17 protein-coding genes are annotated in these 25,382 nt (G+C 59.3%); 3 read left to right on the top strand and 14 right to left on the bottom strand.

Annotation, left to right across the window (positions count from 1 at the left end; translation table 11 throughout):
* The first annotated feature begins 41 nt into the window (after window positions 1-41).
* Window positions 42-1,307 carry an MFS transporter gene (locus B3I26_RS10085; protein ID WP_296257537.1) on the top strand — a complete coding sequence of 422 codons (1,266 nt, stop codon included), beginning with the start codon at window positions 42-44 and terminating at the stop codon, window positions 1,305-1,307.
* 200 nt (window positions 1,308-1,507) lie between these two features.
* Here B3I26_RS10085 and hemE read toward each other — a convergent pair whose 3' ends face one another.
* The 11 genes from hemE to B3I26_RS10030 all read right to left on the bottom strand — a co-directional run bounded on the left by hemE (window position 1,508) and on the right by B3I26_RS10030 (window position 17,520).
* On the bottom strand, window positions 1,508-2,572 hold the full coding sequence (hemE, locus tag B3I26_RS10080; RefSeq protein WP_296257536.1) for a uroporphyrinogen decarboxylase: 1,065 nt from the start codon (window positions 2,570-2,572) through the stop codon (window positions 1,508-1,510).
* Window positions 2,573-2,829: 257 nt separating this feature from the next.
* The gene (locus B3I26_RS10075) at window positions 2,830-4,248 is read right to left on the bottom strand and encodes an FAD-dependent oxidoreductase (protein ID WP_296257535.1); all 1,419 of its coding nucleotides are present in this window, start codon (window positions 4,246-4,248) and stop codon (window positions 2,830-2,832) included.
* Between the two features lie 119 nt (window positions 4,249-4,367).
* Window positions 4,368-8,813 (bottom strand): glutamate synthase large subunit, encoded by a 4,446-nt coding sequence (gene gltB, locus B3I26_RS10070; RefSeq protein WP_296257534.1) that lies wholly within the window; start codon window positions 8,811-8,813, stop codon window positions 4,368-4,370.
* A gap of 358 nt (window positions 8,814-9,171) precedes the next feature.
* Window positions 9,172-10,797: an SPOR domain-containing protein gene (locus B3I26_RS10065; RefSeq protein WP_296257533.1), complete on the bottom strand. Its 1,626-nt coding sequence runs from the start codon at window positions 10,795-10,797 to the stop codon at window positions 9,172-9,174.
* A gap of 10 nt (window positions 10,798-10,807) precedes the next feature.
* The gene (aroB, locus tag B3I26_RS10060; protein WP_296257532.1) at window positions 10,808-11,911 is read right to left on the bottom strand and encodes a 3-dehydroquinate synthase; all 1,104 of its coding nucleotides are present in this window, start codon (window positions 11,909-11,911) and stop codon (window positions 10,808-10,810) included.
* A 128-nt stretch (window positions 11,912-12,039) separates the two neighbouring features.
* Complete coding sequence (gene aroK / locus B3I26_RS10055; RefSeq protein ID WP_296257531.1) at window positions 12,040-12,558, bottom strand: shikimate kinase AroK; 519 nt, start codon at window positions 12,556-12,558, stop codon at window positions 12,040-12,042.
* Between the two features lie 4 nt (window positions 12,559-12,562).
* A complete protein-coding gene (pilQ, locus tag B3I26_RS10050; protein WP_296257530.1) occupies window positions 12,563-14,653 on the bottom strand; it encodes a type IV pilus secretin PilQ in 2,091 nt (696 codons plus the stop codon).
* A gap of 53 nt (window positions 14,654-14,706) precedes the next feature.
* Complete coding sequence (gene pilP, locus B3I26_RS10045; protein ID WP_296257529.1) at window positions 14,707-15,234, bottom strand: type 4a pilus biogenesis lipoprotein PilP; 528 nt, start codon at window positions 15,232-15,234, stop codon at window positions 14,707-14,709.
* A complete protein-coding gene (gene pilO, locus B3I26_RS10040) occupies window positions 15,231-15,878 on the bottom strand; it encodes a type 4a pilus biogenesis protein PilO (protein ID WP_296257528.1) in 648 nt (215 codons plus the stop codon). The genes pilP and pilO overlap by 4 nt, the downstream gene beginning before the upstream one ends.
* The gene (locus B3I26_RS10035; protein ID WP_296257527.1) at window positions 15,875-16,456 is read right to left on the bottom strand and encodes a PilN domain-containing protein; all 582 of its coding nucleotides are present in this window, start codon (window positions 16,454-16,456) and stop codon (window positions 15,875-15,877) included. The genes pilO and B3I26_RS10035 overlap by 4 nt, the downstream gene beginning before the upstream one ends.
* Window positions 16,456-17,520 carry a pilus assembly protein PilM gene (locus B3I26_RS10030; protein ID WP_296257526.1) on the bottom strand — a complete coding sequence of 355 codons (1,065 nt, stop codon included), beginning with the start codon at window positions 17,518-17,520 and terminating at the stop codon, window positions 16,456-16,458. The genes B3I26_RS10035 and B3I26_RS10030 overlap by 1 nt, the downstream gene beginning before the upstream one ends.
* 209 nt (window positions 17,521-17,729) lie before the next feature.
* Between B3I26_RS10030 and B3I26_RS10025 the strand changes: the two genes are divergently transcribed.
* The gene (locus B3I26_RS10025; RefSeq protein ID WP_409522085.1) at window positions 17,730-20,204 is read left to right on the top strand and encodes a penicillin-binding protein 1A; all 2,475 of its coding nucleotides are present in this window, start codon (window positions 17,730-17,732) and stop codon (window positions 20,202-20,204) included.
* A gap of 119 nt (window positions 20,205-20,323) precedes the next feature.
* Here the strand turns inward: B3I26_RS10025 and B3I26_RS10020 are convergent, their stop codons facing one another.
* The 3 genes from B3I26_RS10020 to rpmE all read right to left on the bottom strand — a co-directional run bounded on the left by B3I26_RS10020 (window position 20,324) and on the right by rpmE (window position 22,835).
* Window positions 20,324-21,592: a malic enzyme-like NAD(P)-binding protein gene (locus B3I26_RS10020; RefSeq protein WP_296257524.1), complete on the bottom strand. Its 1,269-nt coding sequence runs from the start codon at window positions 21,590-21,592 to the stop codon at window positions 20,324-20,326.
* Between the two features lie 179 nt (window positions 21,593-21,771).
* The gene (locus B3I26_RS10015; RefSeq protein WP_296257523.1) at window positions 21,772-22,575 is read right to left on the bottom strand and encodes a thermonuclease family protein; all 804 of its coding nucleotides are present in this window, start codon (window positions 22,573-22,575) and stop codon (window positions 21,772-21,774) included.
* A gap of 23 nt (window positions 22,576-22,598) precedes the next feature.
* On the bottom strand, window positions 22,599-22,835 hold the full coding sequence (rpmE, locus tag B3I26_RS10010; RefSeq protein ID WP_110950924.1) for a 50S ribosomal protein L31: 237 nt from the start codon (window positions 22,833-22,835) through the stop codon (window positions 22,599-22,601).
* A 168-nt stretch (window positions 22,836-23,003) separates the two neighbouring features.
* On the opposite strand from rpmE, the gene B3I26_RS10005 reads away from it, so the two are divergent.
* Window positions 23,004-25,223: a primosomal protein N' gene (locus B3I26_RS10005; protein WP_296257522.1), complete on the top strand. Its 2,220-nt coding sequence runs from the start codon at window positions 23,004-23,006 to the stop codon at window positions 25,221-25,223.
* Window positions 25,224-25,382: the final 159 nt, after the last annotated feature.

Raw genomic sequence — 25,382 nt, 5'->3', positions numbered from 1 at the left:
ATTCTTTTTCCCTCGTCGCTTCGCCTGCATTGAGGTTACCCGTGAATACTGCTGCATCTCCCGCCACGTCCGCGTCCGAGATCAACGTTGCCATACCGCTGGGTGATAACTACATCGAAAAAGACACACCCGCGTTTATTCGTACAGTTCTTGCGCTGTTTTCCGGCGGCTTCGCCACCTTTTCCCTGCTCTACTGCGTGCAACCCATGATGCCGGTGCTGTCCCGCGAGTTTTCCATCAATGCGGCGCAGAGCAGCCTGATCCTCTCCGTTGCCACCGCGATGCTGGCCATCGGGCTGCTGATTACCGGGCCGATTTCAGATCGATTGGGACGCAAGTCGGTGATGGTTTTTTCGTTGTTTTCGGCAGCGCTGTTCACCATCGCCAGTGCGTTCATGCCGAGTTGGGAAGGTGTGCTGGTGACGCGGGCGTTCGTCGGGCTTTCGCTGAGCGGGCTGGCGGCGGTTGCCATGACTTATCTAAGCGAAGAAATTCATCCACAACACATTGGTTTGGCGATGGGCCTTTATATCGGTGGCAATGCCATCGGCGGAATGAGCGGTCGCCTGATCACCGGCGTGCTCAGTGACTACGTCAGTTGGCATACGGCGCTGTCGATCATGGGCCTCATATCGTTGGCCGGAGCCTGTGTGTTCTGGAAAATACTTCCGCCATCACGCAACTTCAGCGCTCGCCCGCTCAACGCCCGCAGTCTGTTGGAAGGGTTCGTTCTGCAGTTCCGCGATGCCGGTTTGCCGTGGCTGTTTCTGGAAGGCTTCCTGCTGATGGGGGCTTTTGTGACCCTGTTCAACTACATCGGCTATCGCCTGCTCGCAGCCCCGTACAACCTGAGCCAGGCGGTGGTCGGGCTGTTTTCGGTGGTGTACCTGTCTGGCATCTACAGCTCGGCGAAGGTCGGCGCACTGGCGGATAAACTAGGTCGGCGCAACGTGCTATGGGCGGTGATCGTGCTGATGCTCGCAGGCTTGGCGCTGACCATGTTCGAGCCTTTGGCTGTGGTGCTCATCGGCGTGATCTTGTTCACCTTTGGCTTCTTCGGTGCGCATTCGGTGTCCAGCAGCTGGATAGGCCGTCGCGCTATCAAAGCCAAAGGCCAGGCGTCCTCGCTGTATCTTTTTTGCTACTACGTTGGCTCCAGCATCGCCGGGACCGGCGGCGGGCTGTTCTGGCATTACGCGGGCTGGAACGGCATTGGCGTGTTCGTTGGCATCTTGCTGCTCATGGCATTGGGCGTAGCGTTGAAGTTGGCGAAAGTGAAGCCGTTGGCGATAAATGTGCAGGTTTGATGCCTTCGGCCTCTTCATGCAGGCCGCACTTCGTTTCACACCTTTTATATCTGCATCGTCCGCACCACGACCTCTGCAGGCAGAGCACCGAGAGCAGCCTCCTGTCACGCCAATGCATACCCCCAAACACCACCGCAGCATGAAGCCGCACATAAAAACGCCCGGCACTGGCCGGGCGTTTCATTTCTGCCTATCAGCGTTTACTGGTGGTACTGCGCTGACATTTCATGCACGGCATTGATGAATGCACCGGCGTTGGCCGGGTCGACTTCGGGGGTGATGCCGTGACCCAGATTGAAGATGTGGCCGGTGCCGCTGCCATAGCTTTTGAGGATATTGGCGACTTCCTGGCGGATAGCTTGCGGGTTGGCATAGAGCACGGTGGGGTCCATGTTGCCTTGCAGGGCGACCTTGCTACCGACACGGCGGCGCGCTTCGCCGATGTCGCAGGTCCAGTCCAGGCCCAAGGCGTCGGCTCCGGCCTCGGCGATGCTTTCCAGCCACAGGCCGCCACCTTTAGTGAACAGGATCACTGGCACTTTGCGGCCATCGTGCTCGCGAATCAGACCGTTGACGATCTTGCGCATGTAGGCCAGGGAAAACTCCTGATATGCCGCCGCCGAGAGGCTGCCACCCCAGCTGTCGAAGATCTGCACCGCTTGTGCGCCAGCGAGGATCTGGCCGTTGAGGTAGGCGGTAACCGACTGCGCCAATTTATCCAATAACAGGTGCATGGCTTGCGGGTTGTCGTAGAGCATGGCCTTGGACTTGCGGAAGTCTTTGGACGAGCCGCCTTCAACCATGTAGGTCGCCAGGGTCCATGGGCTGCCTGAGAAACCGATCAACGGCACGCGGCCATTCAGCTCGCGGCGAATGGTGCTGACCGCATCCATGACGTAGCCCAGGTCCTTCTGCGGATCGGGAATCGGCAAGGCTTCGATGTCGGCCAGATTGCTAACGGTTTTCCTGAAGCGCGGGCCTTCTCCGGTTTCGAAGTACAGGCCAAGGCCCATCGCATCGGGAACGGTCAGAATGTCGGAGAACAGGATCGCGGCGTCCAGCGGGTAGCGTTCAAGGGGCTGCAAGGTGACTTCACAGGCAAACGCCGGGTTCATGCACAGGCTCATGAAGTCCCCGGCCTTGGCGCGGCTGGCGCGGTATTCCGGGAGGTAGCGACCGGCCTGACGCATCATCCACACGGGAGTGACGTCTACGGGTTGCTTGAGCAGGGCGCGAAGGAAGCGGTCGTTCTTCAGGGCAGTCATGTCGGCATCCGGAAAAAAAGTGCGGGCATTTTCTCAGACACCAACGCAAAAGGCACGGTAAGTACCGTGCCTTTTGTCTATGGGTGCGATTTGTCGCATGCAGACTGCAACGAATGACCTCTAGAGATCGTCCCAGGCCTTGCGTGGCATTGCGCCTACGACGCGCCGCGTGAAACCTGTTGTTGGACGCGGAGCATTCCCACGCAGAGCGAGGGAACGATCATATGCCGCTCTGCTGCATCAATCCGCACCACGCGTCAGACGCCCAGGTAATCCAGAATGCCCTCAGCCGCATTGCGGCCTTCGAAGATCGCCGTTACCACCAGGTCAGACCCGCGGACCATGTCGCCACCGGCGAAGATTTTCGGGTTGCTGGTCTGGTGCTTGAACTTGCCTTGTTCCGGTGCAACGACGCGACCCTGGCTGTCGATCTCGATGCTGTGCTGCTCGAACCACGATGCCGGGCTTGGACGGAAACCGAAGGCGATGACCACGGCATCCGCCGGGATGATCTCTTCGGAGCCCGGGATCGGCTCAGGGCTGCGACGGCCACGGGCGTCGGGCTCGCCCAGACGAGTCTCCACCACCTTCACGCCTTCAACCTTGTCTTCGCCTACGATGGCGATGGGCTGACGGTTGTAGAGAAACTTCACGCCTTCTTCCTTGGCGTTCTTCACTTCCTTGCGCGAACCCGGCATGTTTTCTTCGTCACGACGATAGGCGCAGGTCACCGCTTTGGCACCCTGACGAATCGACGTGCGGTTGCAGTCCATTGCCGTGTCGCCACCGCCGAGCACCACGACCTTCTTGCCCTTCATGTCGACGAAATCTTCCGGCGACTTTTCGAAGCCCAGGTTGCGGTTGACGTTAGCGATCAGGAAATCCAGCGCGTCGTGCACGCCTGGCAGGTCTTCACCGGGGAACCCACCCTTCATGTAGGTATAAGTGCCCATGCCCATGAACACCGCATCGTATTCCTGCAGCAACTGCTCGACGGTGATGTCTTTGCCGACTTCAGTGTTGAGACGGAACTCGATTCCCATACCGGTGAAGACTTCGCGACGGTGGCTGAGCACGCTTTTCTCGAGCTTGAACTCAGGGATACCGAAGGTCAGCAGGCCGCCGATTTCCGGGTTTTTATCGAACACCACGGGAGTTACGCCACCGCGCACCAGCACGTCGGCGCAGCCCAGACCCGCAGGTCCTGCACCGATGATCGCCACGCGCTTGCCGGTCGGCACGACGCGAGACATGTCCGGGCGCCAGCCCATGGCGAACGCGGTATCGGTGATGTACTTCTCCACCGAACCGATCGTGACCGCGCCGAAACCGTCGTTGAGGGTGCAGGCACCTTCGCACAGGCGGTCCTGAGGGCACACCCGACCGCAGACTTCCGGCAGGGTATTGGTCTGGTGCGACAGCTCGGCGGCGGCGAGGATGTTGCCCTCGGACACCAGCTTGAGCCAATTGGGAATGAAGTTATGCACAGGGCATTTCCATTCACAGTACGGGTTACCACAACCCAGGCAACGATGGGCCTGATCGGCCGACTGCTGGGGTTTGAAAGGCTCGTAGATTTCCACGAACTCTTTCTTTCGTTGACGCAACAGTTTCTTCTTCGGATCTTTGCGCCCGACATCGATGAACTGGAAGTCGTTACTGAGACGCTCGGCCATTCTCTAGAACCTCTAACCACAGCCTCAAACTTTACGCTTGAAGCTGCAAGAATCATTACGCAGGCGTTACGCGCACTGCTGTTCACTTGCGGCGTGAAGCGTGCCGCTCGCAGCTGCTGTCATTGCGGATTCGCGCGAGTACTCGATAGCAACGACTTCAAGTTGGCGGCCTTGGGCTTGACCAGCCAGAAGCGGCGCAGGTAGTCGTCCAGGTTTTCCCAGAGATTGCGGCCCCACTCGCTATCGGTTTCGGCAACGTATTCGGCGAGCACGCGTTCCAGATGGCTGCGATAGGCTTCCATGGCCTCACCGCTGATGCGCTGGATCTCAACCAGCTCATGGTTGACCCGGTCAACGAAGGTGTTGTCCTGATCGAGCACGTAAGCGAAACCGCCAGTCATGCCGGAACCGAAGTTGTAGCCGGTCTTGCCGAGCACGCAGACGAAACCACCGGTCATGTATTCGCAGCAGTGATCGCCGGTGCCTTCCACGACGGTATAAGCACCCGAATTACGCACGGCGAAACGCTCGCCTGCGGTTCCTGCGGCAAACAACTTGCCGCCGGTGGCGCCGTACAAGCAGGTGTTACCGATAATGGCGCTGTCCTGAGTCTTGAACGGGCTGCCCTTGGGCGGCACGATCACCAGCTTGCCTGCAGTCATGCCCTTACCGACGTAGTCGTTGGCATCGCCTTCCAGGTACATGTTCAGACCGCCGGCGTTCCAAACGCCGAAGCTCTGGCCAGCGGTGCCCTTGAAGCGGAAGGTCACCGGCGCATTGTTCATACCCTGGTTACCGTGCAGCTTGGCGATTTCACCGGAGATACGCGCGCCGATAGAACGGTCGCAGTTGCAGATTTCCAGTTCGTATTCGCCGCCAGACCTGGACTCGATAGCCGACTTGGCCATCTCGACCATTTTCTCGGCCAGCAGGCCTTTGTCGAAGGGCGGGTTGCGGTCGACCAAGCTGAACTGAGGCTTGTCTGCCGGGATGTGATCGCTGCCCAGCAGCGGCGTCAGGTCCAGGTTCTGCTGCTTGGCGGTTTCGCCCGGCAGGATGTCCAGCAGGTCGGTACGGCCGATCAGCTGTTCCAGCGAACGCACACCCAGCTTGGCCAGCCACTCGCGGGTTTCTTCAGCCACATAGGTGAAGAAGTTGATGACCATGTCGACAGTGCCGATGTAGTGATCCTTGCGCAGCTTGTCGTTCTGGGTCGCTACGCCAGTGGCGCAGTTGTTCAGGTGGCAAATGCGCAAGTATTTGCAGCCTAGCGCGATCATCGGCGCAGTACCGAAGCCGAAGCTCTCGGCGCCGAGAATGGCGGCCTTGATCACGTCCAGGCCGGTTTTCAGGCCACCGTCGGTCTGCACACGTACCTTGCCGCGCAGATCATTGCCGCGCAGGGTCTGGTGGGTTTCGGCCAGCCCGATTTCCCACGGCGCGCCCGCGTATTTGATCGAGGACAGCGGCGATGCACCGGTACCACCGTCGTAGCCTGAAATGGTGATCAGGTCGGCGTAGGCCTTGGCCACGCCAGCTGCAATGGTGCCAACACCCGCTTCTGCCACAAGCTTGACCGAGACCAGCGCCGACGGGTTGACCTGCTTGAGGTCGAAAATCAGCTGCGACAGGTCTTCGATCGAGTAGATATCGTGATGTGGCGGTGGAGAAATCAGGGTCACGCCCGGCACTGCATAGCGCAGTTTGGCGATCAGACCGTTGACCTTGCCGCCCGGCAGTTGACCGCCCTCGCCTGGCTTGGCGCCTTGGGCGACCTTGATCTGCAGTACATCGGCGTTGACCAGATACTCAGGGGTCACGCCAAAACGGCCAGTGGCGATCTGTTTGATCTTAGAGCTGCGGATGGTGCCGTAGCGTGCCGGATCTTCACCACCTTCACCCGAGTTGGAGCGCGCGCCCAAGCGGTTCATAGCTTCGGCCAGCGCTTCATGGGCCTCCGGTGACAATGCGCCCAGGGAGATACCTGCCGAGTCGAATCGCTTGAGAATCGCTTCCAGTGGTTCGATGTCGTCAATCGACAACGGCGTATCGAGCTCCTTGACCTTGAACAAGTCACGGATCATCGACACCGGGCGGTTATCCACCAGCGCGGTGTATTCCTTGAACTTGCTGTAGTCACCCTGCTGCACAGCGGCTTGCAGCGTTGCCACGACGTCAGGGTTATAGGCGTGGTATTCACCGCCGTACACAAACTTGAGCAGGCCACCTTGCTGGATCGGCTTGCGCGGGCTCCAGGCTTCACCGGCCAGTGCTTGCTGTTCGGCCTCGATGTCGACGAAACGCGCACCCTTGATGCGGCTCGGCACGCCACGGAAGCTCAGCTCGCAAACTTCTTCGGACAGGCCAATGGCTTCGAACAGTTGTGCGCCGCGATACGAGGCGATTGTCGAGATGCCCATCTTCGACAGGATCTTGAGCAGGCCCTTGGTAATGCCTTTGCGGTAGTTCTTGAACACTTCATACAGATCGCCCAGCACTTCGCCGGTACGGATCAGGTCGCCCAGCACTTCATACGCCAGGAACGGATAGACCGCCGAAGCACCGAAACCGATCAACACCGCAAAGTGGTGCGGATCGCGAGCAGTGGCGGTTTCGACCAGAATGTTGCTGTCGCAACGCAGGCCTTTTTCGGTCAGGCGGTGGTGAACCGCACCGGTGGCAAGCGAAGCGTGGATCGGCAGCTTGCCCGGCGCGATGTGCCGGTCGCTGAGCACGATCTGGGTACGACCTGCACGCACGGCTTCTTCGGCTTGGTCGGCAACGTTGCGCACCGCAGCTTCAAGGCCGGTGCTTTCGTCGTAGTTCAGGTCAATGACGGCGCGATCAAAGCCCGGACGTTCCAGGTTCATCAGCGAGCGCCATTTGGCCGGGGAAATGACCGGCGAGCTGAGGATCACACGAGAGGCGTGTTCTGGCGATTCCTGGAAGATGTTGCGCTCGGCACCGAGGCAAACTTCCAGCGACATGACGATGGCTTCGCGCAGCGGATCGATCGGCGGGTTGGTGACCTGTGCGAATTGCTGGCGGAAATAGTCGTAAGGCGTGCGCACCCGGCGTGACAGCACGGCCATGGGTGTGTCATCGCCCATCGAGCCAACCGCTTCCTGACCCTGCTCGCCCAACGGACGCAGGACCTGGTCGCGTTCTTCGAACGTGACCTGGAACATCTTCATGTATTGCTTGAGCTGATCCGGGTTGTAGAACGCCGAACCGTGGTCGTGGTCTTCCAGCGTCGCCTGAATGCGCAACGCATTCTTGCGCAGCCATTGCTTATACGGATGGCGCGACTTCAGACGGCTGTCGATGGCATCAGTGTCGAGGATCTGGCCGGTTTCGGTGTCCACGGCGAAGATCTGGCCCGGCCCGACACGGCCTTTGGCGATGACGTCCTCGGGGGTGTAATTCCACACGCCGATTTCCGACGCCAGGGTGATGTAGCCGTTCTTGGTGGTAACCCAGCGTGCAGGACGCAGACCGTTGCGGTCGAGCAGGCAGACCGCGTGCCGACCCTCGGTCATCACGACACCGGCCGGGCCATCCCAAGGCTCCATGTGCATGGAGTTGAATTCGTAGAACGCACGCAGATCCGGGTCCATGGTCTCGACGTTCTGCCACGCAGGCGGCACCAGCATGCGCACGCCGCGGAACAGATCGATGCCGCCGGTCACCATCAACTCCAGCATGTTGTCCATGCTCGATGAATCGGACCCCACGCGGTTGACCAGCGGGCCGAGTTCGTCCAGGTCCATCAGGTCGTTGGTGAATTTGGTACGACGCGCCTGTGCCCAGTTGCGGTTACCGGTGATGGTGTTGATTTCGCCGTTGTGGGCGAGAAAGCGAAATGGCTGGGCCAGCGGCCATTTCGGCAGGGTATTGGTCGAGAAACGCTGGTGGAATACGCAGATTGCAGTCTGCAGGCGTTCGTCGTTGAGGTCTGGGTAAAATGCCGTGAGGTCACGCGGCATCATCAGGCCTTTATAGATGATGGTTTTGTGCGAGAAGCTGCAGATGTAATGGTCGTTGTCCGCCGCGTTGGCCACCGACGAACGGCGACGGGCACAGAATAGCTTGATCGCGAATTCCTGATCGCTCAGGCCTTCGCCACCAATGAACACCTGCTCGATCTTGGGCAGACGCTCCAGCGCCAGACGGCCAAGTACGCTGGTATCGATCGGCACCTGCCGCCAGCCAATCAAGGTTAGACCCGCAGCCAGAATTTCGCGGTTCATGTTTTCGCGAGCGACTTGGGCCTTGGTGTCATCCTGATTGAGGAACACCATGCCCACGCAATACTGGCGCGGCAGCTCGACACCGAACTGCTCCTGGGCGACAGCACGCAGGAACGTGTCGGGTTTTTGAATCAATAGCCCGCAACCGTCACCGGTTTTGCCGTCGGCGTTGATCCCACCACGGTGGGTCATGCAGGTCAGGGCTTCGATAGCCGTCTGCAACAAGTGATGACTGGGCTCGCCTTGCATGTGGGCGATCAGGCCGAAACCACAGTTATCCTTGAACTCTTCTGGATGATACAGACCTGCTTTCATAGACACATTCTCACCAGGCTGCCTCTTATAGAGGCAAATTTCTTTTCAGTTCAACCATTTACCTTCCACGCTGAACGTCCGTCAGCTTTGCGGTAGCAAAAGGGAGGTCATTGTACACACCGACACAAAACCCCACAAATTTGGCGACGAAGCGTCGCAAATTTATGTCGCATTCATGAAAGGCTTGATAGCTGTTCTCGTGCTAGCCAGAGCTTTGTTGCGAGTCTGACCAAAGAGAGCCCAAAGTTCAATGCGTGTCTGAGACGCAGACACCGCAAGGCGCGCTGCTCATTGGCAGCACGCTCATGCGTTGATATTGGGGGGCCAAGCGAGCGACCTGGATAAGGTCGCTGCGTCATTAGCGAGCGGCGGCGAGTTCCTGTTGGATACTGCCGACAGTACGAGGCCAAGGTTTACCAGCCTGAACCTTCTCTGGCAAGACCTTGATCGCGGCGAGTGCCGCATTGCGGTCGGCAAAACTGCCGTAAGTCACTACATACAGAGGCTTGCCCTGCAGGGTTTTCTTGAAGTAACGGTACTCGGCGCCCTGCTCTTTCACATAGCTCTGAGCCGTGGCTTCGGAGCTGGTGCCAAGGATCTGCACCACATAATGCGTCGGCGCCTGACCGGCGTACCAGGTGCCACCGGCAGATGCTGGAACTGCGGCAGCAGGGGCCGGTTTTTCAACAGGTTTAGGCGCAGGCTTGGCGGTCGCGACCTGAGTGGGCGCAGGCTTGGCTGCAGGTGCCGGAGCAGGTGCCGGTTTGGCAGCCGGAGCTGGCGCAGGACGCGGCGTCGGTACCGGCGTTTGCGCCATTGCTGGAGCAGGACCGGCAGCCGCACCCGAAGGCGGTGCGGTGGTAGTCACGGTTGGCGGCTGCAAGGACTGGTTGGAGACCGGACCACCGTCTTCGCCATCCCCTTCACCCGAACCTGCGGCCTCGGCCAAAGGACCGCGCATCACAGGCTGCGAGTTACCGCCCAACGGGAGTGGCACTGGCTGCGAATTACCGGCGAATTCAATGGCCGGGCCTCCGTTATTCGATTGCTGGGCAGGCGCTTGGCCCTGGCCCAGCGGCAATTGTGCCTGGGAGTTGGCCGGAGCCGTAGGCGCAGTATTGCGCCCCGGGATCAACCATGCAGCGAGCACCGCCGCCACGACAACACCACCCAAAGCCAATACGTGTTTCTTAGGCATTTTGAACCCCATACTTGGACGCTTTACCGCAGAGCGGCTGGCGATCATGGCTTCGATCATCGAGTCGCGCGCGACCTGGTTAATCGCGCCCGGCCATCCATTGGACTGTTCGTGAATATCGGTGATCTGCTCGGCGCTGAAGGCTTCAATGCCTTGACCGGCGCCCTCCAGGCGCTGAGCCAGATACTCACGGGTTTCTTCTTCGGAATACGGTGCAAGCTCGATAACGTGGAAGCGTTCTTCTTCTGAGCCGCTCTCGGCACACAGCTGATCCAGACGGTCGATGATCGAAGCCTCGCCGAACAGGAAGACATGCGGACGTCCTTCCGGAGTACCCGCCGCCAATCCCAACAACGCTTCGAGTGCGGATTCGCCCAGTTGTTCGGCGTCGTCTACCAGGACATAGACTTCCTGGCCTGTGAGCGCCAGTTGTACGACCTGTGACAGGATGGCGCGCATTTCCGGCTGAGCGACGTTCAGCGCCTGCGCCACCTGCCGCAGTACGCCGGCCGCATCGCTGGCGCCGCGGGCAGAAACCACCACGCTCTGCACCGACTGCTTGTTGGTGCTGGCGACCAACGCCTGGCGCAGGAGGGTCTTGCCACTCCCATGGGGGCCGGTGACCAGAAGGAGCAACTGGCTGTAGCGGGCCAGATGGTGCAACTGTCCCAACACCGGCTTGCGCTGGGCAGGGAAAAACTTAAAGCCGGGGACCCGCGTGGCAAAGGGGTCATGACTCAATTGATAGTGACCGAGAAAGGCCTCATCGGCGTGCAAACTAGTCATGGATTTCTCATTAACCTCTAAGCTGATCCACCAAGACGCGGTAATCCGCGGCCAGTGTGGCCTGTAGTACTTCTCTTGGATATTCGTCAGTCACCACCGCTTCGCCCATACGGCTCAGCAGCACCAAGCGCAGACGACCATCAATCACCTTCTTGTCCACCGCCATGTGCTCGAGAAAATGCTCAGGCGTCATGTCTTCAGGCGGGACCACTGGAAGACCGGCGCGCTGGAACAAACGAATTCCACGATCACGCTCCTGCTCACTGATCCAACCCAAGCGCTTCGACATTTCCAGCGCCATCACCGTTCCGGCCGCGACGGCTTCACCATGCAGCCAGACCCCGTAACCCATGTGGGTTTCGATGGCATGTCCAAACGTGTGGCCCAAGTTCAGCGTAGCCCGCACGCCCGACTCGCGCTCATCGGCACCGACCACGGCAGCCTTGGCCGCGCAGGAGCGCTCGATGGCAGTGGTCAACGTGGCTTGATCCAGGCCGCGAAGCTTGTCCATATGCTCTTCGAGCCACGTCAGGAACGGCTCGTCACATATCAGACCGTATTTGATAACCTCGGCAAGCCCGGCAGACAACTCGCGTTCAGGCAGGCTGTTCAGCGAAGTGGTGTCGATCAACACGGCATTGGGCTGATAGAACGCGCCGACCATATTCTTGCCCAGCGGGTGGTTGATCCCGGTCTTGCCGCCGACGGACGAGTCGACCTGGGACAGCAGCGTGGTCGGCACCTGAATGAAGTCCACGCCGCGCTGATAGCAGGCAGCCGCGAAACCGGCCATGTCACCGATCACACCGCCACCGAGTGCAATCACGGTCGTGCGACGGTCGTGGCGTGCAGTCAGCAGTGCGTCGAAAACCAGCTGCAGGGTTTCCCAATTCTTGAAGGCCTCGCCGTCGGGAAGCACGATTGGCAGAACGTTGTAGCCGGTCAGTGTCTTGGTCAGGCGGTCCATGTAGAGCGGCGCGACGGTGCTGTTGGAAACGATCGCGACCTGTTTGCCAGCGATGTACGGCGTGAGCAACTCGGGGCGATCCAACAGGCCTTCGCCAATATGAATCGGGTAGCTCCGCTCGCCGAGCTCGACCTTAAGTGTCTGCATGTATCCCCACACTCTTATAACGATTGGATGCCTGTTCGACGCCAGCGCGTCAATACGGACCACGGCGCAAGGCCATTTGGCGACCCTGCTTTTATGGTCGCCGAGGATAACGCATTTACGTCTGCGCTTTAACGGGGAGGAAGCTCGGCCAACAGGGCGAGGATGTCAAGGACCACCATGCGTGGGGGCCGCTCATCGGTTTGAATGATGACATCGGCGATTTCCCGATAGAGCGGATCACGGATGGCCAACAGCTCACGCAACACCCGGGCCGGATCGGCGGTACGCAACAGAGGTCGGTTGCGATCACGCGAAGTGCGCCCGACCTGCTGCTCCACCGAGGCATGTAAATACACCACACGCCCGCCGGCATGCAGCGCGCGACGGTTTTCTTCACGCATGACTGCACCGCCGCCGGTCGCGAGTACGACGCCATCACATGCGCACAGCTCTGCGATCATGGCTTGTTCACGATCACGAAAGCCCGCCTCGCCTTCCCTGTCGAAAATCCAGGGAATATTGGCGCCCGTGCGCAGTTCGATTTCCTTGTCGGAATCCTTGAACGGCAGTCGCAGCTCTTTGGCCAGCAGACGACCGATGGTGCTTTTGCCAGCCCCCATCGGCCCCACAAGTATTAAATTTCGCACAGAATCAACGACTCACAGCAATCGCCTGGTTGTTCATGATACGCGGAGTGAGAAACACCAACAGCTCGGATTTTGACTCGGTGATTACATCCCGCCGGAAAAGGCGGCCAACATACGGCACATCGCCCAAAAATGGCACCTTGTCGACGACTTTATTCTGCGTATTGGAGAACACCCCACCGATCACGATCGTCTCTCCATCGGAAACCAGGACCTTGGCGTTGACCTCGTTTTTCTTGATGGGCGGTACGCCCAGCACGGTGTTCACATAGTCAGGTTCGTCCTTGGTGACCTTCACTTCCATGATGATGCGATTGTCCGGAGTGATCTGCGGTGTCACTTCCAGGGAGAGCGATGCCTCCTTGAACGAGACCGAGGTCGCGCCGCTTGAGCTGGCCTCTTGATAGGGCACCTCTGTGCCTTTCAGGATTTTCGCGGTTTCCTTGTCCGAGGTAACGACCTTGGGTTGCGATACCACTTCACCGTTGCCGGTTTTTTCCATCGCCGTCAGCTCAAGATCCAGAATCGTGTTGTTGGTCAAGAAGCCCAGACCGATCGACGAGGTCGGGTTGCTCACCCCCATGTCCACGTACGGGCCGTTGGTAGCGGCCGCGCCGGTGACGGTACCGCTACCACCGGTCGTGTACTTGCCACCTGTGGTCGACCCACCCCAACGCACCCCCAACGCCTTGTCGTAGTCGACGTTGGCCTCGACGATACGGGCCTCGATCATCACCTGCCGGACCGGAATATCCAGCTGGGAAACAATGCGCCGCAACTCGTCCAAACGGTCCTGGGTCTGATAGGCAATGATGTTGTTGGTGCGCTCATCGACGGTAATCGAACCACGCTCATCGGCTTTCGAGTCGGCATTGGTGACCGACTGGAACAGCTTGGCGATGTCCGCGGCCTTGGCGTAGTTAACCTGCAGCAGTTCGCGGCGCAGCGGCGCCAGATCCGAGATCTGCTTGAGCGATTCCAGCTCCTGACGCTCGCGAGCGGCAATCTCGTCAGCCGGCGCGACCAGCAGTACGTTGCCAATCTTGCGCTTGTCCAGGCCCTTGGTCTTGAGCACCAGATCCAGCGCCTGGTCCCACGGTACGTTCTGCAGTCGCAGCGTGATGCCGCCCTGAACGGTGTCGCTGGCCACAAGGTTGAGGTTGGTGAAATCGGCGATCAGCTGCAGCACTGAGCGCACGTCAATGTCCTGAAAGTTCAGCGACAACTTTTCGCCGGTGTACACCAACTTGTCCGCATTGCGTCGAGCGACGTCTTCGTTGGTCAACGGACGCACGCTGATGGTCAGCTTGTTTTCGGTCTGATACGCGGAATAGTCGAAGGCACCGGACGGTTCGATGGAGATACTGGTTTTGTCGCCGCTGACGCTGGAGTTGACGAACTGCACCGGCGTCGCGAAATCCTTCACGTCCAGACGCACGCGCAACGGCTCAGGCAATTGAGTCTTGGCGAAGTCGACACGGATCTTGCCACCCTGCTCCTGAATGTCCGGGGCGATACCGGCATCGCTCAACTCGATGACGACGTTGCCTTCGCCCAGCTCACCGCGTTGAAAATCAACGCTCTTGACCGCTCTCGGACCTGGCGCGTAAGCACGCGCCGCAGGCTTGACGGGTGCAGCGCTGACCGTTGCCGGCGGCACGCTCACCCGAGCAGCGCCTTGGGCTGTGCTCGGCTGTGAACCCTGCGCAGCGGTCGCGCCCTGGCCCACCACGACGAACAGGTTATTGCCGTCGACACGGGAGCTGTAGGGCGCAAGCGTCGTCAGGTTGATGATCACACGGGTGCGATCCTTGGCTTCGACCACCACCACGCTATGGGCATTACCCGACCCCAGGTCACGGCTCTTAATCGCCAACTGGCTGGTGACACCGGGCAGATCCAGCGCAATCCGCGCTGGCTGCTCGGTGGTATAGCCGCGCGGAGCCGCCACCGGGCCGTCAAAGGACAGTTTCAACTCGACCCGATCCCCCGGCAATGCAGCGACATCCAGCGTCTTGAGATTGGCCGCCTGGAGAATCGGTGAAAGCATCGCCATCCATAGCGAAACGCCGATAATCGAAAGAATCCTAGTCATGTTCACATTCCACCACTGTGCCGATCCGAAGGTGTATCGCTTGCGTGTCGTCTTCATGAGCGTTCTTTAAGGGATATGCTGCGTGGCCGCTCCAGCCAGGCCCCCTCTCCATCGGGAACGATTTCAATTACCTGCACCTCGGCGTCGGTAATGGAGACGATCCGGCCGTCGTTGCGGCCCAGATAATCTCCGACCTTCACCCGATGTACGCCGCCGGCACCGCGCAGCAAGGCAAAAGTACCCGTTTCATTGCTCAGCGTGCCGACCATTTCAAAGCCATCGATGTTGAAGCCTTCCAGAAACTGCTTGACCCGCGTCGGATCGGGCTGGACCAGGTGCGAGCCTTTCTGACGCGCAACCAGATCGACCTTAATCGGCGGCTGGAACGGGCTGCGCAGGTTCGCCGCCGCGTAGGTAAAGGCCTCGTATGGCCGGAACTTGGGCATCGGCTCGATAGTACCCACTGGACGCGCACGCATCTCGGCCATGAACTGCTTTAAATCGTCGAACTCGTTGGAACTGTCACAACCTGCCAACCCCATCAGCGCAGCGCCCAGGCACAACCAATGCACGGCCCTCATTTCGCAGGCCCCTTGTTGTCAACGTTCTGAAGCCCTTTGTCGTTGTAGCGGTAGGTTTTGGCAAGGATGCTCATGCGCAGTTTTCCAGGGGACTTAGGGTCCACCGGTTTGATTTCGAAATCGTGCAGCGTAACGATGCGCGGCAGGCTGGCCACGCCACTGACGAAGGTCGCCAGGTCGTGGTAAGCGCCGGTCACGGTGATCTGGATCGGCAATTCGATGTAGAACTGCTGAGCAGCCTCAGGTAAAAGCTTGATCTCTTCGAACTCAAGCCCGCTGCCCAGGCCGGTGCGCGTGATGTCTTCCAGCAACCCAGGCACCTCGGTGTCGCTAGGCAGTTGCCTGAGCAATGCGCCGAAGGTGTTCTCCATTTCCACCATCTGGGTTTTGTAGGCCGGCAGGTTGGCGGCCTGGAAAGCCTTGTTGGAGAACTGCCCGCGTAGCGCGGTTTCGTCATTGCGTGCCTGATCGAGCTGAGTTTGCATGTCCTGGATGTAGAAAAAGTATCCACCGGCCAGCACCAGCACCAGCAGCAAGGCGCCAGCGATGGTTTTGACTGCGGCAGGCCATGAACCCAGGTTATTGATGTCCAGATCGTTGATGTCGATCTTGCGCAGGCTGTCGAGCCATTCGTTCACATTCATGGCTTGGCACCTTTCACGCCAGTGTCGACCGCAGGCTGGGTTTGACGCACCGTCAGTTGGAAAGAATTGGACTGATCCGCTGAACCGGCGCCGCTGTTGGCCTTCACCTCGGTAAGGCTGGGCGCCTCCAGCCAATCCGACGCTTCAAGATTACGCAGCAGGTCCGAAACCCGATTGTTCGACTCGGCGGCGCCGGAAATGCTGATCAGCTTGTTGCTCATCTTCACTTCTTTGAAATACACCCCGTCCGGCAGCGTGCGGGCCAGTTGATCGAAAATACGGCCGATAATCGGCCGATTTCCTTGCAGATCCTGAATGATCTTCATCCGCTCAAGCAGCTGTTTGCGCCGGGCCTTGAGCTCGCTGATCTCCTTGATCCGCGCATCAAGCTGGACGATTTCAGTCTTGATGTACTGATTGCGAGCGTTCTGGTGAGTGATCGCACTGCTCAAATATTGATCAGCCAGTAGGAGGGTGCCGATACCCGCGATCAGTACGCCGACCAGAGAAAGCAAAAAGCGTTTCTTGCGTTCCTCGCGTAGCTGCTCGCGCCAGGGCAGTAAGTTGATCCTTGCCATCAGTCGAAGCTCCTCAACGCCAGACCGCACGCGATCATCAGTGCAGGAGCATCACTGGCCAGTGCGCCGGCGTTGACCTTGGCGCTCAACGCCATATCGGCAAACGGGTTGGCAACCATGGTAGGGGTGCCGAGGCGTTCCTGGATCAGGCGGTCCAGTCCGGCAATGGATGCCGTTCCGCCGGCCAGCATGATGTAGTCGACGCGGTTGTACTGGCCGGCGGCAAAGAAGAACTGCAAGGAGCGGGACACCTGCTGTACGACTGCGTCCTTGAACGGTTGCAGTACCTCAAGGGTGTAATCGTCCGGCAAGCCACCCTGCTTCTTCGCAAGGCCCGCCTCACCTACCGACAGCCCGTACCGGCGCTGGATTTCCTCGGTGAGCTGGCGTCCGCCGAACAGTTGTTCGCGCGTATAGATGATGCGACCGTTGTGCAGCACGCTAAGGGTGGTCATGGTGGCGCCGATGTCGATGACGGCGACGGTCAGTTGATCGTGATCCTGACCCAACTGAGAAGACAACAGACCAAAGGAACGCTCCAGTGCATAGGCCTCTACGTCCACCACCCGCGCCGTGAGGCTGGCGAGTGCCAACGCGGCTTCACGCACTTCTACGTTTTCTTTGCGGCAGGCGGCGAGCAATACCTCCACGCGTTCGGGATTGCGCGCCGAATAGCCCTGCACTTCGAAATCGATGGCGACTTCTTCCAATGGATAAGGAATGTACTGATCGGCTTCGATCTTAAGTTGGTTTTCCATCTCGTCGTCGGAAAGCCCGGCGTCCATCTCAATGGTCTTGGTAATGACCGCAGAGCCTGCGACGGCGACCGCCGCGATTTTGACGTTTGTCTTGGCTTTCGCCAGCACACGCGTCAAGGCATTGCCCACGCCTTCCAGTTCGGCAATGTTCTTTTCCACGACTGCGTTAGCAGGCAAGGGCTCGACCGCGTAGGACTCGACCTTATAGCGGGTACCGGAACGACTCAGTTCAAGAAGCTTTACCGAGGTGGAACTAATATCGATCCCTAGAAGGGTATTGGCCTTCTTACTGAAGAGTTCGAACACAACCGATTCCCTATGCGTTTCCGTCACTTACGGATATTTTTTTGTCCAACGCCACTGTCGGCAGCCTTGACAGTAGCGCAAATAACGCTTGGCGACGAAAAATGCTTATAATGCCCAGCGTTTTTTTCGTGTAGCAAAGCTTCAGGGCGTGTTCATTTGTAAATGCCTGCGCTTAACCCATTCTTTTTTCTGGAAATCCAAAAGCCTTGATACGCCTGCTGAAGTTTTTCTGGTGGTCCATCGTCGCTATCGTCTGCGGGCTGCTGCTCGGCTTGAGCGGTGCCTTTCTCTACCTGTCGCCAAATCTGCCTTCGGTCGATGCACTGCGCAATATTCAACTGCAAATTCCGCTGCGGGTATTCAGCAGCGACGGCAAGCTCATTGCAGAATTCGGCGAAATGCGCCGTTCGCCGATCCGTTTTGCCGACATTCCACCCAATTTCATTCATGCCCTGCTGTCCGCCGAAGACGACAATTTCGCCAATCACTATGGGGTAGATCCCAGCAGCCTGATGCGCGCTGCCAGCCAGCTGGTCAAGAGCGGTCACATTCAGTCCGGCGGCTCGACCATTACCATGCAGGTTGCCAAAAACTACTTCCTGACCAGCGAGCGCAGCTTTTCACGGAAAACCACCGAGATTCTCCTGGCCTTGCAAATCGAGCGCCAACTTACCAAGGACGAGATTCTCGAGCTGTACGTCAACAAGATTTATCTAGGCAACCGGGCTTATGGTATTGAGGCCGCAGCACAGGTTTATTACGGCAAATCCATTCGCGATCTGAGCGTTGCACAAATGGCGATGATCGCGGGCCTGCCCAAGGCACCGTCACGATTCAATCCACTGGCCAACCCGGTGCGCGCCAAGGAGCGACGCGACTGGATTCTGGGCCGCATGTTCAAACTGGGCAAGATCGATCAGAACACCTACCAGACCGCATTGGCCGAGCCGATCAACGCCAGCTATCACGTCCAGAGCCCTGAAGTGAATGCGCCGTACATCGCCGAAATGGCCCGCGCCGAGATGGTCGGCCGCTACGGCAGCGAAGCCTACACAGAAGGTTTCCGCGTCACCACTACTGTTCCGAGCAATCTTCAGGAAGACGCCAACCATGCAGTTCAGGAAGGCTTGATCGAATATGACCAACGACATGGCTATCGCGGACCTGAGAGCCGCTTCCCGGGCCTGACACACGACGGCTGGGTGCAGGAGCTGACCAAACAGCGTCCGATCAGCGGTCTGGAGCCGGCGATCGTGAGCATGGTGGACAAGGGCGGCATCCACGTCCTGACCCGTAACGGCGAGAAAGAAGAAACCGTTGCCTGGGACACGATGAAGTGGGCCAGGACCTTCGTGAATACCAATAGCATTGGCGCCAATCCGAAGCAGCCCGCCGATGTCGCGCACGTCGGCGACCTGGTGCGTGTACAGCGTCAGGCTGACAACTCGCTCAAGTTCAGCCAGATCCCTCAGGTGCAAAGCGCACTGGTTTCGCTGGATCCAGGAAATGGTGCAATCAGGGCGCTGGTCGGTGGCTTTGCCTTCGAGCAGAGCAACTATAACCGTGCCATGCAGGCCAAGCGTCAGCCGGGTTCGAGTTTCAAACCGTTCCTTTATTCAGCGGCGCTGGATAACGGCTATACCGCCGCCAGTCTGGTCAACGATGCGCCCATCGTGTTCGTTGACGAGGCCGTCGACAAGGTCTGGCGTCCGAAGAACGACACGGGCACCTTCCTGGGCCCGATCCGCCTGCGCGAAGCGTTGTACAAATCGCGCAACCTGGTGTCGATCCGCTTGTTGCAAAGCCTTGGGGTCAACACGGCGATCAACTACATCACCCGCTTCGGCTTCAACAAGCAAGACCTGCCGCCGAACCTGTCGCTGGCGCTGGGGACTGCGACGCTGACCCCGATGGAAATCGTCAGCGGCTGGAGCACCTTTGCCAATGGCGGTTACAAGATCAGCCCATACCTGATCGACAAGATCGAGGACCGCGAAGGCAAAACACTGTTCGTCGCCAACCCGCCGACCGTTCCGGCCAACGACCCGAACCCAAAGGCAGTCAATCAGGCGGCCATCAGCGACGCCTCGACATTCGCCGCCCCGCAAACCCCGGCCCTGACCGCCAACACCGTGCCCAACGCGCTGGACACCAACGGAGCACCGCCGGCACCTGCCGTCGCCGAGCGCATCGTCGACGGCCGCACCACGTACATTCTCAACAGCATGCTGCAGGACGTGATCAAGCGCGGTACTGGGCGACGTGCACTGGCGATGAATCGCCCGGATATCGCGGGCAAGACCGGTACCACCAACGACTCGAAGGACGCCTGGTTCACCGGCTACAACGGCGACTATGTGACCACCGTATGGACCGGCTTCGACCAGCCAGAGAGTCTTGGACGGCATGAGTTTGGCGGCACCGTCGCACTGCCGATCTGGATGAACTACATGAGCGCTGCGCTTAAGGACAAGCCGCCGCATGTCCAGGCCGAGCCGGACGGCATCCTTAGCCTGAGGATCGACCCCATCAGCGGCCGTTCCGCCACACCAAGCACGGCAGGCGCCTTCTTCGAGCTGTTCAAAAGCGAAGACACGCCTCCAAGCGTCAACGAGTTAAACGGCAGCCCCGCGCCTGGCAGCCCGTTGCCAGCAGACGAATCGGCGCCGATCGATTTGTTCTAACGAGGCGGGGGGTTTGCCCCAGGACGGCTACAGATGATGGGGCGACACAAATACCGTTTAAACAGCTAAAACAAAAAAGCCCTGCATCACTGCAGGGCTTTTTGTTTGTCGCTCGGCTATCAGCCGTTGAACACTTGATCCACATTGGTCAGCGGATAGTGCTTCGGATACGGCAGGGTCGCGACACCGCTCTCAATGGCTGCCTTGGCAACGGCGTCGGAGACGACTGTCAGCAGACGCACGTCCAGAGGTTTCGGAATGATGTACTCACGGCCAAATTCCAGTGCCACACCGCCGTAGGCGTCAGACACTTCCTTCGGCACTGGCAGCTTGGCCAGTTCACGCAGAGCGTTAGCCGCGGCAATCTTCATCTCTTCGTTGATGCGCTTGGCTCGAACGTCGAGGGCGCCACGGAAAATGAACGGGAAGCCCAGTACGTTGTTGACTTGATTCGGATAATCCGACCGACCGGTAGCCATGATCACGTCGTTACGAGTGGCATGCGCCAGTTCAGGGGCGATCTCTGGATCAGGGTTCGAGCAGGCGAATACGATCGGGTTGGCGGCCATGGATTTCAAACCTTCGGCGCTCAGCAGGTTCGGGCCGGACAGACCGACGAACACGTCGGCACCGTCCAAAGCGTCAGCCAGCGTACGCTTGTCGGTCGCGTGAGCAAACTGCGCTTTGTACTGGTTCAGGTCGGAACGCTCGGAGTGGACCACCCCGTTACGGTCGATCATGAAGATGTTTTCGATCTTCGCACCCATGCTCACCAGCAACTTCATGCAGGAGATAGCCGCAGCGCCAGCGCCCAGGCAGACGATCTTCGCCGATTCCAGGGTTTTGCCAGCGATTTCCAGCGCGTTGATCATGCCGGCTGCGGTCACGATCGCGGTACCGTGCTGGTCATCGTGGAAAACCGGGATGTCGCACTGCTCGATCAGCGCCTTCTCGATTTCGAAGCACTCAGGCGCCTTGATGTCTTCCAGGTTGATGCCGCCGAAGGTGATGGAAATGCGTTTAACGGTGTCGATAAAGGCTTGCGGGCTTTCGGAATCGACCTCGATGTCGAACACATCGATGCCTGCGAAGCGCTTGAACAGTACACCCTTGCCTTCCATCACCGGCTTGGATGCCAGCGGGCCAAGGTTACCCAGGCCAAGAATAGCGGTGCCATCGGAAATAACCGCGACCAGGTTGCCTTTGCCGGTGTACTTGTATGCCAACTCAGGATCGCGGCCAATTTCACGCACAGGCTCAGCGACGCCGGGGCTGTAAGCCAACGACAGATCGCGGGCGGTGGCGGTGGCTTTGGTGAGTTCGACGCTCAGTTTCCCAGGGCGAGGGTTGGCGTGATATTCGAGCGCGGCAGTTTTTAAATCTGACATGGGGGCATTCCGCTTTTTTGCTGTTGGACAGACGGACGAACGAGCATACGCAAGTCAGAAAGTCCTAACAAGACTGCCGGGTCAGGTGTGTCAAGGGGCCGCATCTACGACTTTCAGCGTAGAACCGCGAGATACAAGGCTTCGAGTGAAAACAATCGAACAAAATAATGTTCACAATTTTATCGGGAATTTGTATTCAACATGACAGGATGAGTAATGGGCATCATCCATCGCGACTGTCCAGATTTGAGACCGCCCCGGCGAGAGCGATCGATGATCCACCCCCGGGCTTCGACCTGACGACCCTCCAGATGCTGGAGTTCCGCGATGTCGAATTGCCCGGCAAGATTGGGTGCAACACGCAATACGAGGGCGTCATCGAGCTGAATCCAGATACCACCCCCGTTGCGCTCAACGCTGCTGACCCGGCCAGACACTACGGCAAACCCGCCGCTGCTTATCTGATCAGGCGATTGCACCGGTGAATTGCGCCACACTCCGAGCCCCGCATCACGCGCGGTCTTTTCAGCGGCCTGCTGGCAATCGACCAGCGCCACGTTCGGCGATACGGCCACCAGATACGCCAAGCCTTCAGCCAGCAACTGAGCTTCTAGGTTATCGCCGTTGCGGCCATAAACGTTGGCCAGCGTGCGACCGTAACGATCAGCAGCCTGCTCACCTACACGGACGCTGACCTGACCTGCACTTTCATCCACCAGCGCTTGCAATCGACGCTTGGCGGCCTCGGCAAACGGCTCGGCCGACTGACCTTTTTTGCCGGTTTCTGGCGCGTTGAGGCCAATCATCCGCACACTGCGCCCGTCGCTGAGCCTGAGCGTGTCGCCATCGACAACACGCTGAACCTGCGCTGTTGGCAAGTTCGAAGGGGCCGGACACAAGGCATTGGCGGCAGAGAGCCAAACCGCAGACATAAAAAAGGCGCCCACGAGGGACGCCCTTTTTAGCAGTCTGGAGAAACCCACCGGAGCCTCCAGAACGACCAACCTTACTCTGCAGCCGGAGCTGGAGTTTTGGTTGCGCCGAACGCACCGAAACGCGACTTGAACTTGTCGACACGACCGCCAACGTCCAGAGTCTTTTGCTTACCGGTGTAGAACGGGTGGCACTCGTTGCAAACGTCCAGGCTCAGAGGCTTGGCCAGATTGGAACGGGTGTGGATGACGTTGCCGCAGCTGCAGGTTGCAACGACGTCTTCGTAAACTGGATGGATATCAGCTTTCATCGGTATTTCCTCAGGCTAGCGTGCCGCCACCCAACACTATTGTTGAATACCGCACGGAATTAGGCCGCGCATATTAACAGACATGGCCAATCACGCAAGAGAACGTTAACGCCGGTCGTCTGCTAAGATCGCGCCCTTGGTCATACTCCGTAACAGGAAATCCCCCGCGTGCCCGACGCCATTTTGCGCCTCGCCCTGCCTTCGCCTTTGCGTCGCCTGTTCGATTATCGCGCCCCCGCCGGTGTTGCGCCCGACGCATTGCAAACCGGGATGCGCCTGCGCGTGCCGTTCGGCCGGAGGGAGATGATCGGCATCCTGGTGGAAATCACCGATCACAGCGACGTCCCCGCTGACAAACTCAAACCGGCCATCGCGTTATTGGACAGCGAAGCTCCGCTGCCGCCAGCCCTGTTCAAGCTGTGCCTGTGGACCGCGCAGTATTACCAGCACGGCCTCGGCGACACCTTGAGCTGGGCTTTGCCGGTGCTGCTGCGCCAAGGCGAGCCGGCCGAAGCGCGACAGGAGCGCTTCTGGCAGATTGCGAGCGGTGCCAGCGTCGATGACCCGCGCATCGCCCGCGCCCCGAAGCAGAAAGAAGCACTGAGAACCCTGGCGCAGCATGCTCATGGTGTCGCTCATCAATTGCTGAGCAAACTGATGCTCAACCGCGACAGCCTGAACCTGCTGCTGGCCAAGGAGCTGGTGACGGTAGAAGTGCGCGGCCACGCGCCGGTAGCGCGACATGAGCACTGGCTGGCTCAGCCGGAATTGCCTCTCAATACCGAGCAGCGCGCCGCGTTCGAAGCAGTGCGCTCCGGCTTCGGAAGTTTTCATGCGTCATTGCTTGCAGGCGTCACCGGTAGCGGCAAGACAGAGGTCTACCTGCAGTTGATCCGCGAGACCCTGGAAGCTGGCAAACAGGCACTGGTACTGATCCCGGAAATCAATCTCGGCCCGCAGACACTGGCCAGGTTCGAACAACGCTTCAATGCGCGCATCGCATTGTTGCACTCGGCGGTCAACGATCGGGACCGCCTGGATGCCTGGCTGGCAGCACGCGATGGTGAAGCGGACATCATCATTGGTACACGTTCGGCGCTGTTCACCCCAATGAAGAACCCTGGCCTGATCATCATCGACGAAGAGCACGACGGTTCTTATAAACAGCAGGAAGGCCTGCGCTATCACGCGCGGGATCTGGCAGTGGTCCGCGCTCGGCAGGAAGACATCCCGATCGTGCTGGGCTCAGCCACGCCCTCGCTGGAGAGTTTGCACAATGCCTACACAGGGCGGTATGCCCTACTGCGTCTAAATCAGCGAGCCGGTGGCGCCCACCAGCCCCGATTCCTGCGCCTGGATGTAAAAAGCCGTCCGCTGGACAGCGGCATTTCCGGGCCAATGCAGCAGGCCATCGGACAGACCCTGGCCGCCGGGCAGCAAGTGCTGGTGTTCCTCAACCGCCGCGGATTCGCGCCGACCCTGCTTTGCCACGACTGCGGCTGGCTCTCGGAATGCAATCGCTGCGATGCACGCATGACGGTTCATCAACGCTCTGGCGAGCTGCGCTGTCATCATTGCGGGCATGTCGAGCGCGTACCGCGCCACTGCCCGGCCTGTGGCAAGGTTGACCTGCGTCCTGTCGGTGCGGGAACCGAGCGAGCCGAAGAACGCCTGGCGATTCTGTTCCCCGATTACCCCGTGCTGCGGGTAGACCGGGACAGCACTTCGCGCAAGGACGCGATGAACCAGCTGTTTGCCACCATTCAGAAGGGCCATCCGTGCATTCTGGTCGGCACCCAAATGCTTGCCAAAGGGCATCACTTCCCAAGGGTGACGCTGGTGTCGATTCTGGATGCCGACGGCGGTTTGTTTTCCGGGGACTTTCGCGCCAGCGAACGCATGGCGCAGCTGATCGTGCAGGTCGCTGGCCGGGCCGGGCGCGCAGAGGAACCGGGCAAGGTGATCATCCAGACGCACCTGGCCGATCATCCGTTGCTGATTCAGCTCACCGAACAGGGTTACTTTGCCTTTGCTGAACAGGCCCTGAGCGAGCGCCGCGCTGCGGGGCTGCCACCTTTTTCGCATCTGGCGTTATTGCGTGCCGAGGCCCACAAGCCTGGACAAGCCGAGGGGTTTCTCGACGAGGCCTGTAGGGAAGCAGAACATCTGCTGAAGGAAATGACGCTAGGTGGAATAGAGCTGCTGGGCCCTGTGCCAGCCCCAATGGAACGCCGGGCAGGCCGATATCGCGCTCAGCTATTGGTTCAGGCCAATGCGCGCGCGCCCCTGCACAAGCTGCTGGCAACCTGGATGCTGGCCCTTGAGAATATGCCAAGCGGCCGGCAGGTGAGGTGGTCGCTGGACGTGGATCCGGTGGACTTGTACTAGCGCAAATATCATCACGCTATTGATCGTTCCCACGCTCAGCGTCACTAGTGTCCGGGAAAAATTTGTCATAGCTGAAGGCTGCCTTGGGCAACCTTCAGCTCTTGCTGTTCTTGCCGTCGTCGGTCCTTGAATTCCTGAGTAGCAGGCCGTTCATGCAAG

This window comes from Pseudomonas sp. UBA5706, from assembly GCF_002419965.1.
GTDB lineage: Bacteria > Pseudomonadota > Gammaproteobacteria > Pseudomonadales > Pseudomonadaceae > Aquipseudomonas.
This window is presented reverse-complemented; position numbering and strand designations above follow the sequence as displayed.